At 67.1% G+C, this 16,907-nt stretch carries 15 protein-coding genes; 9 read left to right on the top strand and 6 right to left on the bottom strand.

Annotated elements, in window-relative coordinates; genetic code table 11:
- Positions 1-53 precede the first annotated feature (53 nt).
- Positions 54-1,004 carry a GlxA family transcriptional regulator gene (locus SGLAU_RS12885; RefSeq protein ID WP_043501183.1) on the top strand — a complete coding sequence of 317 codons (951 nt, stop codon included), beginning with the start codon at positions 54-56 and terminating at the stop codon, positions 1,002-1,004.
- 45 nt (positions 1,005-1,049) lie between these two features.
- Here SGLAU_RS12885 and SGLAU_RS12880 read toward each other — a convergent pair whose 3' ends face one another.
- Complete coding sequence (locus SGLAU_RS12880) at positions 1,050-1,358, bottom strand: hypothetical protein (protein WP_043501180.1); 309 nt, start codon at positions 1,356-1,358, stop codon at positions 1,050-1,052.
- Between the two features lie 165 nt (positions 1,359-1,523).
- On the opposite strand from SGLAU_RS12880, the gene SGLAU_RS12875 reads away from it, so the two are divergent.
- A complete protein-coding gene (locus tag SGLAU_RS12875) occupies positions 1,524-1,949 on the top strand; it encodes an Hsp20/alpha crystallin family protein (protein WP_208868909.1) in 426 nt (141 codons plus the stop codon).
- Positions 1,950-2,035: 86 nt separating this feature from the next.
- Complete coding sequence (locus SGLAU_RS12870) at positions 2,036-2,506, top strand: DUF2267 domain-containing protein (RefSeq protein ID WP_043501175.1); 471 nt, start codon at positions 2,036-2,038, stop codon at positions 2,504-2,506.
- Between the two features lie 4 nt (positions 2,507-2,510).
- Here the strand turns inward: SGLAU_RS12870 and SGLAU_RS12865 are convergent, their stop codons facing one another.
- Positions 2,511-2,987, bottom strand: coding sequence for a hypothetical protein (locus SGLAU_RS12865; RefSeq protein ID WP_052413734.1), 477 nt, complete (start codon positions 2,985-2,987; stop codon positions 2,511-2,513).
- Positions 2,988-3,091: 104 nt separating this feature from the next.
- Between SGLAU_RS12865 and SGLAU_RS12860 the strand changes: the two genes are divergently transcribed.
- The 6 genes from SGLAU_RS12860 (at position 3,092) to SGLAU_RS12835 (ending at position 12,191) form a co-directional block, all read left to right on the top strand.
- A complete protein-coding gene (locus SGLAU_RS12860) occupies positions 3,092-3,886 on the top strand; it encodes an alpha/beta fold hydrolase (RefSeq protein ID WP_043501174.1) in 795 nt (264 codons plus the stop codon).
- Positions 3,887-4,184: 298 nt separating this feature from the next.
- Positions 4,185-5,714: an ATP-binding protein gene (locus SGLAU_RS12855; RefSeq protein WP_043501173.1), complete on the top strand. Its 1,530-nt coding sequence runs from the start codon at positions 4,185-4,187 to the stop codon at positions 5,712-5,714.
- Positions 5,715-5,845: 131 nt separating this feature from the next.
- Entirely contained in the window at positions 5,846-6,733 is an 888-nt protein-coding gene (locus tag SGLAU_RS12850) for a PD-(D/E)XK motif protein (RefSeq protein ID WP_244315206.1), read from the top strand.
- Positions 6,734-6,847: 114 nt separating this feature from the next.
- Positions 6,848-9,769: a Z1 domain-containing protein gene (locus SGLAU_RS12845; RefSeq protein ID WP_052414092.1), complete on the top strand. Its 2,922-nt coding sequence runs from the start codon at positions 6,848-6,850 to the stop codon at positions 9,767-9,769.
- A gap of 122 nt (positions 9,770-9,891) precedes the next feature.
- A complete protein-coding gene (locus SGLAU_RS12840; RefSeq protein WP_052414091.1) occupies positions 9,892-10,950 on the top strand; it encodes a DNA cytosine methyltransferase in 1,059 nt (352 codons plus the stop codon).
- A gap of 47 nt (positions 10,951-10,997) precedes the next feature.
- Positions 10,998-12,191: a DNA cytosine methyltransferase gene (locus SGLAU_RS12835; RefSeq protein ID WP_078958042.1), complete on the top strand. Its 1,194-nt coding sequence runs from the start codon at positions 10,998-11,000 to the stop codon at positions 12,189-12,191.
- A gap of 31 nt (positions 12,192-12,222) precedes the next feature.
- On the opposite strand, the gene SGLAU_RS12830 is transcribed toward SGLAU_RS12835, so the two are convergent.
- From SGLAU_RS12830 to SGLAU_RS12815, 4 genes are all read right to left on the bottom strand, one after another.
- Positions 12,223-13,185 carry a DUF6339 family protein gene (locus SGLAU_RS12830; RefSeq protein ID WP_043501170.1) on the bottom strand — a complete coding sequence of 321 codons (963 nt, stop codon included), beginning with the start codon at positions 13,183-13,185 and terminating at the stop codon, positions 12,223-12,225.
- The gene (locus SGLAU_RS12825; RefSeq protein WP_043501169.1) at positions 13,185-14,162 is read right to left on the bottom strand and encodes a hypothetical protein; all 978 of its coding nucleotides are present in this window, start codon (positions 14,160-14,162) and stop codon (positions 13,185-13,187) included. The genes SGLAU_RS12830 and SGLAU_RS12825 overlap by 1 nt, the downstream gene beginning before the upstream one ends.
- Positions 14,159-16,270, bottom strand: coding sequence for a helix-turn-helix domain-containing protein (locus SGLAU_RS12820; RefSeq protein ID WP_043501167.1), 2,112 nt, complete (start codon positions 16,268-16,270; stop codon positions 14,159-14,161). Before SGLAU_RS12820 ends, SGLAU_RS12825 begins: the two co-directional genes overlap by 4 nt.
- A 133-nt stretch (positions 16,271-16,403) precedes the next feature.
- Positions 16,404-16,826 carry a very short patch repair endonuclease gene (locus tag SGLAU_RS12815; RefSeq protein WP_078957695.1) on the bottom strand — a complete coding sequence of 141 codons (423 nt, stop codon included), beginning with the start codon at positions 16,824-16,826 and terminating at the stop codon, positions 16,404-16,406.
- Positions 16,827-16,907 lie beyond the last annotated feature (81 nt).

Genomic DNA, 16,907 nt, shown 5'->3' with positions numbered 1-16,907 from the left:
CGCTGCTGGTGGGACCGGTTGGCGAGTTCCCGTCGCAGCCCTAGGCTCTCGCCATGCACACCGTCGCCGTACTGGCCCTGGACCGGGTGATCCCCTTCGACCTCTCCGTGCCGATCGACGCGTTCGGCTGGGCGCGGCTGCCGGACGGCCGGGAGGCGTACCGGGTGCGGGTCTGCTCGGACCGGGAGGAGGTGAGCGCGGGCGCGTTCACCGTGCGGGCGCCGTACGGGCTGGACGCGCTGGCCGAGGCGGACACGATCGTCCTGCCCGGCGTGGCGGAACCGCCCGGCCGGCTCCCGCCCGGTGTCGCCGAGGCGCTGTGCGAGGCGGCGGCGCGGGGCACGCGGATCGCGTCCGTCTGCGTCGGGGCGTACCTCTTCGCCGCCACGGGCCTGCTCAACGGACTGCGCGCGACCACGCACTGGATCGCGGCGCCCGATCTCGCGGCGCGCTACCCGGAGGTGACGGTCGACCCGAACGTCCTCTACGTCGACAACGGCCAGTTCCTGACCTCGGCGGGCGCGGCGGCGGCCCTCGACATGTGCCTGCACATGATCCGCAAGGACCACGGTTCGGCGGTCGCCGCGCACGCCGCTCGGATGTCGGTGATGCCGCTGGAACGGGAGGGCGGCCAAGCCCAGTTCATCGTCCACGACCGCCCGCCGGCACCGTCCGGCGCGACGTTCGAGCCGCTGCTGCGCTGGCTGGACGACCACTGCGACCGGCCCCTGACGCTGGAGGACATCGCGGCGCGGGCGGGCATGAGCACCCGGACGCTGAACCGGCGCTTCCGTGAGCAGACGGGGACGACACCGCTGCAGTGGCTGCACCGGGCGCGGGTGCGCAGGGCGCAGTACCTGCTGGAGACGACGGCCCACCCCGTGGAACGGATCGCCGAACAGGCCGGCTTCGGCTCGCCGACCGCCTTCCGGGAGCGTTTCCGGCGCGTGGTGGGGACGAGCCCGCAGGGCTACCGGAGGGCGTTCCGCGCGGACCCGGCGTGAGGCAGCCGTCCGGGAGCAGGTGTCACCGCCGGGTCACACGCTGCGTCAGCGCGTCGTCCGCCGGTCGGCGACGGCCCAGGAGACGAGGGCGACGGCGCCGGCCACTGAGAACACGGCGGGCCAGGCGCCCACCTTCCTGGCCAGCGGGTGGGACCCGGCGAAGGCGGCGGCATACGCGGCCGTCAGGGCGCCAGCGGCCGGGCCGCCCGCCCGCTGCCGCCACTGCCGGGCCGCCGCGGCACCGGCGACGGCCAGCACGGCTCCGCCGAGCGGCCGTTTCCCGGTCCAGCGGGCGACGCCGTAGCCGCCGACGAGACCGCTCGCGGCGAGGAGGGAGCTGGGGATGTGTGTCATGCCCCCGACCCTAGCGCGGCACCCCGGCCCCGCCCGGTCCGGCCCCACCCGGACCCGAGCCCACAACCTGAGCCGCCCCTTGTCAAGTTTCCTCTCCGGAGCTATATAAAAAGCCGTAGGGCATCGCAGACGACACACAGCGCCTGCCGAGAGGAGTGACTTGTGATGCTCATGCGCACGGACCCCTTCCGCGAGCTCGACCGCCTCGCGCAGCAGGTCTTCACCAACTCCGCCCAGCCGGCCACCATGCCGCTGGACGCGTACCGGGCCGGGGACGACTTCGTCGTCCACTTCGACCTGCCCGGTGTCGACCCCGAGGCGATCGAGCTGGACGTCGAGCGCAACGTCCTCACCGTCCGCGCCGAGCGCCGCTTCCCGGCCTCCGAGGACGCCGACGTGCTCGTCGCCGAACGTCCCACGGGCACCTTCACCCGCCGGCTCTTCCTCGGCGACACCCTCGACACCGAACGCATCGACGCCTCGTACGACACCGGAGTGCTGACCTTGCGCATCCCGGTGGCCGAGGCGGCCAAGCCACGCCGCATCCAGATCACGGGCGGCGACGGCGGCAGGAAGCAGCTGAGCGGCTGAGCAGCCGAACGGCTCAGCGGGCGGGCGGCCGGGCGGCGCACCGCCGGGGACCGAAGAACAGCGGACTGGGAGGAGAAGCGGAAACGATGACCGTGACGACCGTGACGACGACACAGGACCGAGCCACCGCCACGACCCCGGGTGCGGGCGTGGACGCGGACGGCTGGCCGGCGTTGATCGACGCGGTGCGGGACGCGGGCCAGTACCCGACGAGGGCCGAGGCGGAACGCATCACCCGCATCGTGCTCTCCGCGCTCGGCGGCCACGTCACCGGAGAGGAACGAGTGGACCTGGCCCGGGCCCTGCCCGCGGAGGCGGCCAGGGTGATCGCCTCCCAGATCCCGGCGACCCGTCCCCTGACCGCCGCGGAGTTCGTGGACTCGGTGGCCGCCCGCATCGAGGGCGCGACCCCCGCGACGGCCCGCTGGGACGTCAGCTCCGTCCTCAGCGTCCTGCCGCCCCGGGTCGGCAAGGACCTGGTGAACCGCATCCTGGCCGAACTGCCGCCGGGCTACGCGCTGCTGTTCGGCCTGCCGGAACTGACCCGGGCGGCGTAAGCCGTCACCTGGCGTTCCGCTGCCGCCGCCGGACCCGCACCTGCCCCGCGTACGCGGAGCAGACGGCACCCCCGGCGGCGGCCGGCCCGAAAGCGAGGACGAGCGGAGTGACGCAGGCGGGCACGGCACCGCTGCCGTGACTCCCCCCGTCGCCCGTCTCGCACACGACCCCGAGCGGCAGCCAGTCGACACGGACACCGGTGACCTGGCCGTCCGCCTGTCCCCCGGGCGTACGACACGCGTGCACCGGCGCGGACCCGGTCCCCCCGTCCCGCGCCTCCACGAGGACCCCGGCCACTCCCACCAGCCCCCACCCGTACGCCCCGGCCGCGACCGCCGCGGCGAGCGCGGCACCCCCGCGCACCACCTCGGGTGCGCTCCGCCGCCGCAGCCCGCCGGCGAAGGTCTGACCGCCGTACCCGAGGAACCCGAAGACGGCGAGGACACAGACCAGGAGCAGCAGCAGGCTCATGTAGACCATCCACGGAGTCCAGCAGCCCGCCCGCCGCCCGGCTGTGGCGCACCGCACATCTCCGGCAACAGAATCGCACCAGCCTCGATGTCCCCGACCGGAGGAGCCGGAACGTGCCCTCGCTGACCACGCCGGACGGCACACACCTCGCCTACCGCGTCCACACCCCGCCGGGACCGCCCTCGGGCCGGCCGCCCCTTCTCCTCCTCCACGGCCTCGCGGGCCACATGGGCGAATGGGACGCCCTGCGCGCACCCCTCCTCCGCGACGGCCACACGGTGATCGAGTACGACGCGAGGGGCCACGGCGCCAGCACCCGCCGCCCGCCGACGATGACCCGGGCGGCCTGCGTCGCGGACGCCGCCACCCTGATCACGGCACTCGGACTGGCCCCCGCGACCCTCATCGGCCAGTCCCTCGGCGGCCACACGGCCTTCCTCACCGCGGCGTCCCACCCCGGCCTGGTCGCCTCCCTCGTCCTCATCGAAGCGGGCCCCGGCGGCCCGAACCCCGGCCTCCCGGCGGAGCTCTCCACCTGGCTCCGTTCCTGGCCCCTCCCGTTCGCGTCCCTGTCCTCCGCCGAGTCCTTCCTGGGCCACGAGGCGTGGGCGAGGGGCCTGGAGCAACGGGAGGACGGCTGGCACCCCCGCTTCGACGCGGACCGCATGACAGCGGCGGTCGCCGAACTGGCGACGCACTCCTACTGGGCGCAATGGTCCCGGATCACCTGCCCGACCCTGGCGGTATGCGGCGCACACGGCACCATCCCGGACACCGAGTTCGAGCAGATGCGGACCCACCGCCCCACCACCCACACCGCGGTCATCCCGAACGCCGGTCACGATGTCCACTTGGATCAGCCGGAGGGGTTGTACGAGGTGATCAGTGGGTTCTTGGACGTCAAGTAACCGCGTCCCCTGTACGGGATCGCGTGCACTCAACACCGGGCGCCCCCGGTCATTCGCGCCAGGCGAACTCACCCTGCAGGGCCGCTGAGACCGCGACGAGGGGCGACCTCACAGGACATGAATCCTGCAGGAGACGCACGACCTGCACTGAAGACGTGTCCTTGGGCGCGGGTCGACATCGGCGAGTGGTCGACGAGTGCGATCCGGACTCCCAAGGGTCGACTACCGTCATTCCGGCGTCGCATCATGATGATGTTGAATTCGTCCCGGAACGGGTCCACACCCAACAAGGCAGGTCATGGTCAGCGAGTGGCAGTTCGAGGTCCCGACAGCGGGCAGCAGGCACCTGCCTCCCGATGCGCGTTACATGGAGGCCCTCAGCAGTCAGGGCTATGGCTTCGAAGTGGCCATAGCCGACCTGGTGGACAACTCCATCGACGCCGGGGCTCGGAACGTCGTCATCCACTTTCTCCGTGACGGTGATCAACTTGTCAGCCTGGTCATCGTCGACGACGGAAGGGGCATGGACGAGGAGGCGCTTGACGTTGCCATGACAGTCGGTGCGCGTCGCGGCTACGACCGGAAGTCGCTCGGCATGTTCGGTACCGGGCTGAAGTCTGCGTCGCTCAGCCACGCGAATTCCGTCACCGTCGTGAGTCGCACCAAGCGGACGCGGCCCGTGGGGCGTCGTTGGCTCATGGAACGTGCCAAGCACGGCTTCGAATGCGACATCATCGACCCGAATTACGCCCAAGACTTCATCGACTTCTATCAGGGACGTCCGATCGCCTTCCAGGGAACCATCGTTCGCTGGGACGATGTGAAAGACTTCCCTCAAAACGCTGGAGGCGGGCAAACCGACCGCTACCTGCATCGGACAGTCAACAAGCTGGGTTTGCATCTGGGCCTCCACCTGCACCGATTCCTCGCCAGGGACGACTTTCACATCACTATCTCGATCCAGGATGTCCGTACAGGGGTCGAGTACGCGAACTACGGGGTAGAGGCACTTGATCCGTTCGCTTACCCGGTCTCCGGCGACCCGGCTTACCCAGGCAACTTCACCGCGGAGGTTCCCTCGTTCGGGTCGTTGTCGCTTACTGCTCATATCTGGCCCCCGCGGTCCTCGCTGGATGAATACAAGGCCTTCGGCGCGGTGGTGGAGCGCGAAGGCTTCTACTTCTACCGCAATGATCGGTTGGTGCAGGCAGGCGGCTGGAACAACTTTCGTCAGCCCGAACAGCATTTGGCGCTGGCTCGCGTGGCCGTGGATCTGCCAGAGGACCCGGACGGTCGCGTGTTTCGACTGTCTGTGAAAAAGGAGGGAGTGCAAGCGTCACCAGCGTTCGTTGCCTCCTTGGAAGTTGCCAAGGACAGCCTGGGGCGCACCTTCACTCAATACCTTTCGGATGCCGAACGCGTCTACCGCGAGGCTCGCAAAAGAAATGGTGTCGCTCGCAAGGCCGTAGTTCCACCCGGGCGCGGCATCGATCCCCAGGTTCGGCAAGCGATCGAGGAGGAACTGCCGGTGCTGGCGGGCGAGGACGCTTTGCAATTCCGCTGGCAGAGGTTGCCCAACGACAGGTTCTTCGAGATTGATCAGGGTGGCCGGATGGTCTCGCTCAACCAGCACTATCGCGCCGCCTTGCTGGGAGGGCGGGCCGGATCCCTCAATGATGCGCCGATGGTCAAGTCGCTCATGTACCTCCTCATGCAGGATGCCTTCCAACGAGAACGTGTGAGCAGTCGACTCAAGGACAACATCGACCTGTGGCAGTCTGTTTTGGTCGCTGCGGCACGGGCCGAGTTGGACCGGGTGGCAGATTGATGCCACTGCATGACGACAGTACTCACGCGTCTTCAGCCGATTCCTCGAGAACCCGTGCGATCGATCTCCCGTGGACGACAGTCGAGCACTACCTGGGCGGAGGTCTCGGTGCGAGCTATCGACTCTCGCCAGTGGACAAGCCCCTCGTCTCGTACGAAATATCCGACGGCGGACGGGGTATCGCACTCCACGTCGAGCTCGCTGGTCGTCACCATCTTCCCCGCTCGCCGCTGCCTGCGGTGCGCATAGACCAGATAGCCCAAGCGGGACGACGAATGGCGCGTTTCACTACGCGTGAACCAGAGCTATTCCGGGATTTCCACGACCTGTTGTTGGCTGTGGCCGATCGCTTGATGACCGATGAACAGAGCCTGGAGCAGGCCTTCGAGGAGACCGTCCACGGCTGGAGCGCTCTCTTGGGCAGGCCTCGTGGGATGTCGATGGAGAGGCGTCTCGGTCTGCATGGTGAACTCGCCGTCCTCTGGCGATTGGCCGGAGAGACCGGTTGGCAGGCGGCACTCGACGCCTGGGTCGGACCCATGGGTGAGGAACACGACTTCGCCCTGAGTGATTCCGACCTGGAGGTCAAGACGACCGCCTCCGAACTGCGCCGGCACACGGTTCACGGCGTGGGGCAACTTGCGGCGACGAACGGTCGTCCCCTGTGGTTCGCGTCTCTCCGTCTCACCCGAGGCGGCTCCCGTGGGCGCACGTTGAGTGACTCCGTCAAAGCGACTCGCGATGCCGCAGCGGCGGAGAACGTCACTTTGCAGCGCCACCTCGACCGGCTACTGAAAGCTTCGGGGTGGGCGCCCGAACTGCCTGACGACGAACGTTGGACACCTCGTGACAGCCCTTTGATACTGCGAGCCGAAGAGATGCCTCGTCTCACGGCGGACGACATGCCCGACAACGTGCACGGGCGAATCGACCACGTCACGTACGTGGTCGACGTGACCGGGCTCCCGCCCAGCGACATGAACCCGGGCATAGACCTGTCGGACCTCTCGCTCCCCTGACGCGTTCGTTGTCCAGCGTGGTCCGGCAGCCATTCGGAGACTCGAGGAAGAAAAGTGACCAGCCACTCCACCGACGACCTGCTCCTGCAACTGCACAACGCCGCCCTCTCGGACATGCACACCAGTCGTCCGAAGAAGTTGGTGCGCGCGCTCGCTTATCAGGCGGAGGACCTTGGGCCCGAAGCCGAGGCATTCGCGACCGAGGACGCTTTGCGTCGGGCTTTGGAACGAGCCCTCTCCACGGATCAGTTGGTCGAGGTGTGGCGGAGAAAACTCACGGACTGGGACTTCGCCACTGACCCGGCGTGGTCGAGAAGCCCGGAACGCACCGAGGCGCGCCGGTCCGACATCTACGGACTTCTCGGCATCTCTGAGGAAACCCGCAAACTGCTGGACAGTCTCGTCCCCGTCGCCAAAGTGGAGGCGCCGGTTGTCATCACGGACGAGTTCACACCCTGGTACACCCCCCAGTCACAACAAGGACGACCTTGGTACTGGCCGTCGTACCGTTCACACCTCGAGCGGAAGGGATGGGGTGCGGAGGCTGTCGCGGGTCTCGATGTGGCAACAGATGCCGTGGTCGAGCGGCTCGCCGACCCGACCCATCCGGCGGCGTACCAGTCGAAGGGACTGGTTGTCGGGTATGTGCAGTCGGGGAAGACCGCCAATTTCACCGGCGTGATCGCCAAGGCCGTCGATGCGGGTTATCGCTTGGTCATTGTTCTCGGGGGCACGCTCAACATGCTCCGAGCCCAGACCCAACGACGCCTCGACATGGAACTCGTCGGTCGAGAGAACATCCTGCGGGGAGCGAGCGAGTACGAGTCCGACTATGCCAACGACCCAGCTTGGAATCAGGGCCGATTCGTGTCGTTCGGCAGCCTGCCGTCCACACGCGGAGGGTTCGACATCGTACGGCTCACCACGCGCGACGACGACTACAAGAGCCTGCTCCAAGGGATCACTGCCCTTGAGTTCGAGAAGCAGGAGCCGGCGCTTCCCCTCCATGACGCGCGCAATCTGCACCGATCGATGGCCCGCCTCATGGTGGTCAAGAAGAACAAAAGCGTCCTTACCAAGCTGGTGAAGGATCTGAGGAAGATCAAGACGCCTTTGGCCGAGATTCCCGTACTGATCATCGACGACGAGTCCGATGAAGCATCCGTCAACACCACCAACCTCGCCAAGCCCGATGCCGAGCGGACCGCGATCAACCAGAAAATCTCGGAGCTGCTTCGTATGTTGCCGCGCGCCCAGTACGTCGGGTACACGGCCACTCCGTTCGCCAACGTCTTCATCGACCCCAGCGACGCCCAGGACATCTTCCCGAAGGACTTCATCGTCTCTCTGCCCCGGCCGGAGGGGTACATGGGAGCACGTGACTTCCACGACCTCGACTCGGCGATTCCGCCCGAGGAACGCACCTTCGCGAACTCCAACGAACTCGCCCACGTTCGCAACATCACTGTTGCCGCCGACGAGGACGCTGGGGACGACGTATGCCTGCAGCAGGCCATGGACATGTTCGTTCTGACGGCGGCGATGAAGCTGTACCGGGAGGCCGAAGGAGGTTACGGCGAGCGGTACTTCCAGCACCACACCATGTTGATTCACGAGTCCGTGCGCACCGAGGTCCACCGGGAACTATTGGGCAAGGTCACCCGTATGTGGTGGAACGCCGGCTACATGGGCCCAAGCGGTCGTGAGCGGCTACGAGAACTGTTCGACACGGACATCGCTCCGGTGTCGGCTGCCCGCGCCGATGGTCTTGCCGTACCACCTTCGTTCGACGCCCTTGCGCGCCATGTGGGCCCGGCCGTCACTCGAATCGGCGGCGACGACAACCCGATCATCGTCGTCAACGGCGACAAAGACATCGAAACCGGCGAGGCCGACTTCGACCGGCGTCCCATCTGGAAGATCCTCATCGGCGGTCAGAAGCTGGCCCGGGGCTTCACCGTCGAAGGGCTCACCGTCTCCTACTTCCGTCGCCGTGCCGGCAATGCCTCCACGCTGATGCAGATGGGGCGATGGTTCGGTTTTCGCGAGGGCTACCGAGACCTCGTACGCGTCTTCCTCGGACGATCCGAATCCATGGGAGCCAAAGAGATCGACCTGTATTCGGCTTTTGAGGCGATCTGCCTGGACGAGGAGAACTTCCGTGCCGAGTTGAGGCAGTACGCCACGTTGGTCGACGGGCGGCCGCAGGTTACCCCGGCTCAGGTACCGCCGCTCGTCTCCCAGCATTTGCCCTGGCTGAAGCCGACGAGCCCCAACAAGATGTACAACGCCCGGCTCGTCGAACTTCGGTCGCCGGGTCACTGGCAGGAGCCAACCGCCTACCCGACCAAGGCCGCGGACCTGCGGCACAACACCGGGCTGTGGCTCCCAGTGCTGGACGCGCTGTCCACCGAGGTCATGTCTCTGGGCTACCGCTTCACGGGCGACGCCACCCGTGACGGCGGTGTACACCGCTTCGACGCCCTGGTCGGCAGCCTGCCGGCGCAGGACGCCTTGTGCCTCTTTCGGGAGGTGCGTTGGGGTGCGCCATCCCAGTTCGCCCCCCACCTGGCGTACCTGGAGGAGATCAGCGGAGCCTCTTCCTGTGACCTCGACGACTGGCTGATCGTGGCACCGCAGCACACCAAACGCGGTCAACGATTGACCCTCGGGCACAGTGAGCGGACATTTGCATGGTTCGGCCGTGACCGCCGTCGAGGTCCTCTCTTCGGCGCGATCAGCGAACCCAAACACCGCGCGGTTCCGCTGCGCATCGCGGGAGCGCTGGCCGACTCGGGCGACCCCGCCACCGAAAGCCTGGTGGTCCCTCGCAGAGGCGTGATCGTCGTCTACCCGGTTATCGAAGCCAAGCATCGCACCGACATCGCGGAAGACGGTCGAATGGCTCCTGACAAGATCGTCATGGCGTTCTCCTTCGTGGCTCCTTCCGCCGCTCGGGGCTCGGACAGCCGCGTCCTCCGGTTCACCACCGTCGACAGGAGCAGGGAAGGACAGCCGATCATCGATGCCCGGTGATGTCGATGGCCGGACGCGGGGCCCGATCGACGACTAACCTCGCAAAGCGTGGATCTTGCGGAACGGCCGGGCGGGGTGGCGAGCGGTCCGTCGGCATGGGGAGGACGGGAGGGCTGGTCAACATGATCGAGGGGATCGAGGCGGGGTCCGAGTGTCGTCAGGACGACGAGCCCACCAAGCGGCTGACATCGCTGGAAATCTGTGCAGGCGCGGGCGGTCTGGCTCTGGGGTTGGAAGAAGCCGGATTCGACCCGGTGCTGCTCCTCGACGACAGAGCTGTAGCCTGCGAGACGCTCCGGGCAAATCGCCCGCAGTGGGACGTCCGAGAGATCGACCTCCTCGACTTCGACCCCTCCGACGAACCACAGGTTTACGACGTCGACCTGCTCTCCGGCGGTCTGCCGCGGGTCAAGTCGCCCGCCACTGCATCGCGCAGTCGAAGCGACGATCGGGAACTGGCCGTGCTTAGGGCGGCCATCGATCTGATTTACGGCGTTCAGCCACGCGCGGTGTTGCTGGAGAATGTGCCGGACCTCGCCCGAAAGAGCGACTATGCACCGATCCGCGAGATCGTCGCCGAAGAGTTGCGCCACCTCGGCTATCGATTTTTGTGGCACGTTTTGAATGCGAAGGACCACGGTGTACCCCAGAGCCGCGAGGTCGGAGTGCTCGTCGCCTTCAAGGGCGACTTGATCGACCGGTTCACATGGCCTCGGCGTTTCACCGGACGACGTCCCACCGTGGGGGAGACACTGCGCCACTCCATGGGTGCACGCGGCTGGCCCGATGCGGACAAGTGGGCTGATCAGGCCGACGTGATTGCCCCAACCGTCGTCGGCGGCTCCTGGGACCGCGGCGGAGCCGACCTCGGGCCCACCGGAGCCAAGCAGAAATGGGCGCGCATCGGCGTGGACGGCGGTACCGTCGCCGACGACGTGCCTGCCGCGGACTTCTGCTGGAACCCGGCCCTGGGCCGTCCAGGCCTTGTGCCACTCACTGTGGAACAGGTGGCGCTGATCCAGGGCTTTCCTCCGGGATGGGAGATCGCCGGACGCAAGACGGTCCGTTACCGCCAGGTTGGGAACGCGACCCCTCCCCCTCTCGCGCGCGCGTTGGGGCAGGCCATCGCCTCGGGTTTGGGCACCGGGGGCTCCGAACCGATGCGAGAGAGCGGCCGATGACCGGGCGGTCCGCGGTGGCCTCCGCGCGGCCGATAGACTTCCGCACCATGACCAGCACGCCGCCCGACCCGCAGCATGGGCGTTTCCACATCGTCGATCTCTTTGCGGGGCCCGGCGGCCTGGATCTTGCGGCAGAGGTTTTGGACCTTCCGTCGATCGGTATCGAGTGGGACGACGATGCCGTGGCCACACGTCTCGCCGCCGGGCTGCCGACCGTTCACGGGGACGTGCGGCGCTATGGTCCCGGTAACGCCGAGTTCGCGGATTGCACCGTGTTGGCCGGTGGACCGCCTTGCCAAACCTTTTCCATCGCGGGTAGCGGCAGCGGCCGCAAGGCGCTGGAACTGGTGACCGGTTTCATCAGCCGCATGCATGCCTGGTACAAGCGGGAGGAGGCAGGCAAGACAGGGGAGACCTGGGAGGACATCCAGCGAGAGCTGGAGAAACTCGACGACGAGCGCACGGGTCTGGTGCTGGAGCCACTGCGGTGGGTGCTGGAGGCGAAGCTGCGCCCGCGCCATGGTGGGAAGACTCCACGGCCGTTCGAGGTGATCGTCCTTGAGCAGGTTCCAGCCGTCATCGAGGTGTGGCACGAGTACGAAAAGGTGCTTCGCGACATCGGGTACAAAACCGATGCCAAGATATTCCACACGGAGCAGTACGGGGTGCCGCAGACTCGGCGACGAGCTGTGCTCGTGGCACGACACGGGGGCCTGCCGGCCCAATTGCCGGCACCGACGCACCAGCAGTACCGCAAGGGTGCGGAGCCCACCGAGACGCTGTTCGGCCGAGACGTGTGGATCTCCATGGAGCGCGCTCTCGACGACGTGTACCGCCACGTGCCGGAGGCACGCCGCCGCTCCATGCCGTTCCGAGTCGTCTCCAACTACGGCAGCGGAGGCGACCCCAAGGCTCGCGGTCGCCGAGAATCGGACAAGCCGGCGGCGACGATCACCGGCAAATGGAGCCGCAACCGCATCGTTTCCGCCGATGCCCACGAAACGGAGCTGGGTCGGCTGACCATTGAGGAAGCCGGCGTCTTCCAGAGCTTCCCCTACAGATACCCATGGAGGGGGAGCGACCAGGCACAGCAGGTCGGGAACGCCGTACCGCCCCGGTTCGGTGTACACATCCTGAGCGCGGCACTCGACCTCGGCGCTCCGGGCACCAAGATCTGGGAGCGGCTGCTGCGGTGGCCGCTGCGCGAGGAGGACGACATCTCGGAGCCGAACTCCTCCTGACCCTCGCACGTCCCGTTGCGCGCGACGACGACTACATCATCCAGCTTGGCAGATTCTTCTCCAGGCTTACGCCGTTGCGTGGCCTTGGAACCGCGGGTTCCTCCTGCGCGATGGCCGGCTCCTCTTCGGTCCGACTGCGGAGTCGAACCGGGGCCTCGGAGAGGAGTTCCTCGAACAGAGGCAACAGCGCTTCGACGGACGATGAAGCGGCTTGGCCGTCGTCCGGGCCCACAGGAAGCCTGTCCAAGTCGACGAGTGGTGCATCCTCCGAAGCGGCGATCCAGTCGAGAAGGTCGTCGACGAGTGGTGGGGTGTCCGGCGCCAAGACGTCATAGACGAGGGTGCTGCCTGCAGCGTTGATCGCGGACGACAGCGCATTGACATGATCGCCGGGGCGAGGCGTACCAGCCGCGAGCACCTTTTCCAACACCCGCACGAACGCCTGCGCCGTGGGCCGGTGATCGATGACATCGAGACGAAGAGTGGTGTTCAGGACGTCTTGAACGCGGCAGGCGATCTCCACCGGCTTGTAATCGGGCCCGTCTCGGAACAGTTCGGCCACCCACCACAACCGGGCAAAGCACTGGGTGTAGTGAGGCCCGGAAAAGCGCGAACCCTGCGCGATCTCTTTACCCTTGTGACGCCACACCACATAATCCGGGGCGACGAGCATGGCGAGATGGTTCCACAGTCGCCCATCGCCAGCCTCCGAGCGCGTCATGCGGAGGGTGGCGTGCAATCGCGGAGCCAGCCACCCGTCAGCGGCAGTGCGGTTGTCGTCGAAACGAGCCATCGCCTCGTCGAGCAATAGCCGAATCGGTGCTGTTTGCCACCGACTCTCCTGCTGTGGAAGCAGGGTGGCCGCCTTGCGGAGTGCGACTTGTGGTGGATGCTCCAGCCCCGATTGCACGCCACGGCCCAGGTGCTTGGTGACGGCCGCGTCGGGCAGCAAACCGAGCACCGGAGGGATGTCGAGCAACGGACGGCGCGGCATCAGTCGGCCTTCCTCTCCGAGCGGTCGGTTGCGCGCACCGCGGTCGTCAGCTTCTTGGTGAGCTTCGCCCGGCGGCCCGCTGCGTACTGAATGTACGTCTGCAACTCCGACCAGCCGAAGCCCTTCGTACGTCGTTCGTTGATCTCGAACAACGCATCCGTCGGCTCACGCCCGGGAAGGACATCGGGCAACATGGCACGCAGCACCGCTTCACGCCAGCCGGTGGGCATTACCGGGGTTCCGTCGTCATCGACATCCAAATTGCTGATGGCGGTGTGGAACATGGCGCTCCATGCCTCCTGCGCGGTCTGGGAGGCCGCGAGCTCACGGATGACCCGCTCCGCCGGGCTGCCACCACGACCGTGCAAGACTCCCAGAAGGCCCTGGATCGACGTCTTGTTGAGGTACACCCGTGGCATGTCGTCCGAGGTCTCGACCACCCACGGGGCGTCCTGGAACTGACGAAGCCATGTCAGCGGCCCGTCGCGGAAGTCCTCCTCGACCACCTCGACGTCGCGTTGCCGGACCGGAGTGGCCTCCTGTAGATCGATGTACCAGTCCTGCTCCGTGGCGCCGATCAATCTCCCGGCAACTCCGTCCACGGTCGCGACGACCAGGACGGACAGTGTGGCACGCCTCAGGTGGGAGACACGAGAGAGAGTGATGGAGCCCCTTCGCGACTCGCCCGGCCCAGCTGCCAGGCGCACCGTCGTACGTGAGTTCGTGGCTTTCTCGGTCAGTACCGCCAGACAGGTCACGTCCTGCCACGGGCCGTTCCGCAGCTCCTCCTCCGGCAACCTCGCGTCGAGGTCGAGGACGGCTTCCTCCCATCCGGCACGCCCTGACTCGTGGAGCGCGACGACCCGCTCCGAAGGTGACACCTTCGTGTAGGGCAACGGTTTGCCGTCGATGCGCACGGACAGGACATCGCAGATCACGTCACCGAGGAGAGTCGAGTACGGGAACACAGGCCTCACGCCGAACCTCCGCGAGCCCGGGGCAAGTCCACCGTGAGGCGGGCGTAGCCGCTGCGGACAGGGTGGGTAGACGGATCGGTGACACCGTCGAACACGGCCGAACGGACGCCCGGTTCCACGATGATCAATCCGTTCTCCGCACGGCATGTTTCGGACCCGACCAGGAGCTCCCAGCCCACGGAGGGCCGTCCACCGGAACGCACGTCGAATTTCGCGACAGGCGCCAGCACCCACCGGTCGTCCCCGTCCGGCAGTCGCAGTTGGACGGTGACGTGCCAGGCGCCACGGTCGTCGACGCGCGCATCGATGTTTCGCACGGTCGGGAACGAGTGGGCGCGACGGGCGCCGCCGCCCGTCCCCATGTCGAGCTTCAACAACTCGCGCAGTGCCGCAGGCCCTCCCGTCGTCGTGATCTCGCGCTTGCCCAACAGTGACCGGACCGTCTTGTCGATTGACGTGCGGAACTCCTTCAGTCGGGACAGTGCGCCGCGTTCGTAAGCCGTGGTCAGCTCCTGGGTTCGGTCCCAACGGTCATGTTCCGGAGGCTCCGAAGCACGTAGGAACGCTTCGGCGAGTGCGACATCATCTCCCTCACGTCCGGTCGCGTAACCCGCGAGCAGCACGGCCTGAAACGGTGGTGTGCCCAAAGGCAAGTCGCGTGGCCGTTGTTCGGTGATAGTCATGCGATTGCCACGCATACAGACCACGCGGTTGAATTGCGTGTCGTTGTCGTCGGCGGGCGTGACCAGGAGCACCGCAAGGTGTTCGCGTCCCTTGTCGCGCGAGTGACCTTGACCCTTGAGGGGAGTGACCACCAAAGGAACGTCGGCGCGCACGACCTGGTCGGCGGAGGTCAGTTCCTCGACGGTGTCGCCGTCGAGATACGCCTGCAGCGCACGGCTGGTCGCCGGGTGGCGGCTGTATGGGTCGACCTGCTGTTCCGGAATGTAGGTCTCGCCGTTGCGTAGGGTGGTCACGCGGGCTTCCAGAAGCGGACCGGCGGATCGCCCACCGATCATGGCCGCCCAGAAGTCGTCGGCCAGTGACGACACCAACTTGTCGTGCATGTCCTGCAGGGACTCCGTGGCGCCCGAAGCGTCGTATGCCCCGACGATCAGGAACGAGGTACCGGGCTCGTCGTCGGTTCGGTCAAGATGCAGACGGCGCAGGGTTTCGTCGTCGGCCCACCAGGACCGGGAGATCCCCTTGTGTTCGGGCTCGGTGTCGGGCTCGCCGAGCCACGCGGGGCCGGCGTAGGACTCGCCATCCACCTCGTGCCACGGAAGGTCCAACCGGCCGATTACACGACCTGTTGTTCGCCCCTCGTGAGGTTCCGACAGCGTCGAGTTGATCAGTACGAGGCCAAAGCGACTCGTCGCCCACAGCGTGGCCTTGCCGAGGCCGTACGAACCGCCGGCACGTCCACCCGTGACCTTGTGGCTGTCGAGCTGGCGTCGGACCACCGCGGCGAACCGTCCGTCGCCGTACTCCGGGCCGGTCAAGCCCGCGGCGTTGTAGTCCTCGACGCGCAGCAACCGCAGCCGACGCTCCTGGGCCAGATCGCCCAAGGCGGAGCGGAGGCTCCTGGAAACCTTCTGCCCGCCCCGGGCCGCTTCCCGGAAGTGCGGAAGGACGTCGTCCCAGCGAAGCGCGGAGAGGAAGGCATCGAGGTAGGGACCGTCCAACTCGTGCAGCGTGTAGTGGACGCGTACCGGGCGGCGGTCGTCGAGGCGCTCGTCGAGGGAGTTTTGGGTCGCCTCGCGTGCCAGTACGGCAAGGTCCGCTTCGAAGGCGAACGCAGCAGCGTTGCCGTACTCGCGGCCGCCATCGGCGTACGCACGTCGGTGGTGCCACCGCACTGGTCGGCTGCCCGACACGTCGCACGTGCGCGTCACCACCGAAGCGAGATCCGTGCCGAGGATTTCGGCGATGCGTACCTTCGTCTCCTCGCGAGGCTCGGCACGGCCGGTGACCCAGGCCGAGACGGCGGCGCGGGTCTTGCCGACCCTGTCCGCCAGATCGGCCTGTGACATGTCGGCTCGCTGCAACTGCCGTCGCAGCCAAGGGCCGAAAGCCTCGCCGGGTACGTTCGGCGTGGATTCGGGCATGGAACTTCATGCCTCCTGGCAGGGGAACGCCCTCGGGGGCGGCTTCGGGCGCTCAGACTAACAGGCGTCTTTGACGATAGACGATGCGTCAAAAGTCGTCTGACAGGAGTCCTTGACGCCTGCCAAGTGGATCTCAATGCCGTTGGCCACCCGTGCGGCGCATCTCGACCACGCCGCGCACCCGGGCGGCCGCCTGCAAGGGGTCTTCGTGCTCCCAGACGCGCACTGCCAACCAGCCGGCCGAGGCCAGACGCTCGTCCGTGTCACGATCCCGCCGCCGATTGCCCTCGATCTTCGTACGCCAGAAATCGGCATTGTTCTTCGGCCACGTGGCGTGCTGGGGACATCCGTGCCAAAAACATCCGTCCACGAAGACTGCCACCTTCGCGGGCCCGAACAGGATGTCGGCCTCCCGCCTGACCTCCTTCAGGGGCCTGCGGTGGACTCGGTACCGCAGGCCCGTTGCATGCAGCGCGCGCCGCAGGGCCAGCTCGACTTCCGTGTTGCGGCTCTTCTGTCGGCTCATCCGTGCACGGGTCCGAGGTGTGGTCTCCACCGACTGCCGTGCCTTCCGTCATCGTGTGTCTGTTGCCGGGACGCTGGCGACAGCCTACGTGCAACGGCCTCGGAAGCCATC

This window comes from Streptomyces glaucescens, assembly GCF_000761215.1.
Lineage (GTDB): Bacteria > Actinomycetota > Actinomycetes > Streptomycetales > Streptomycetaceae > Streptomyces > Streptomyces glaucescens_B.
This window is presented reverse-complemented; position numbering and strand designations above follow the sequence as displayed.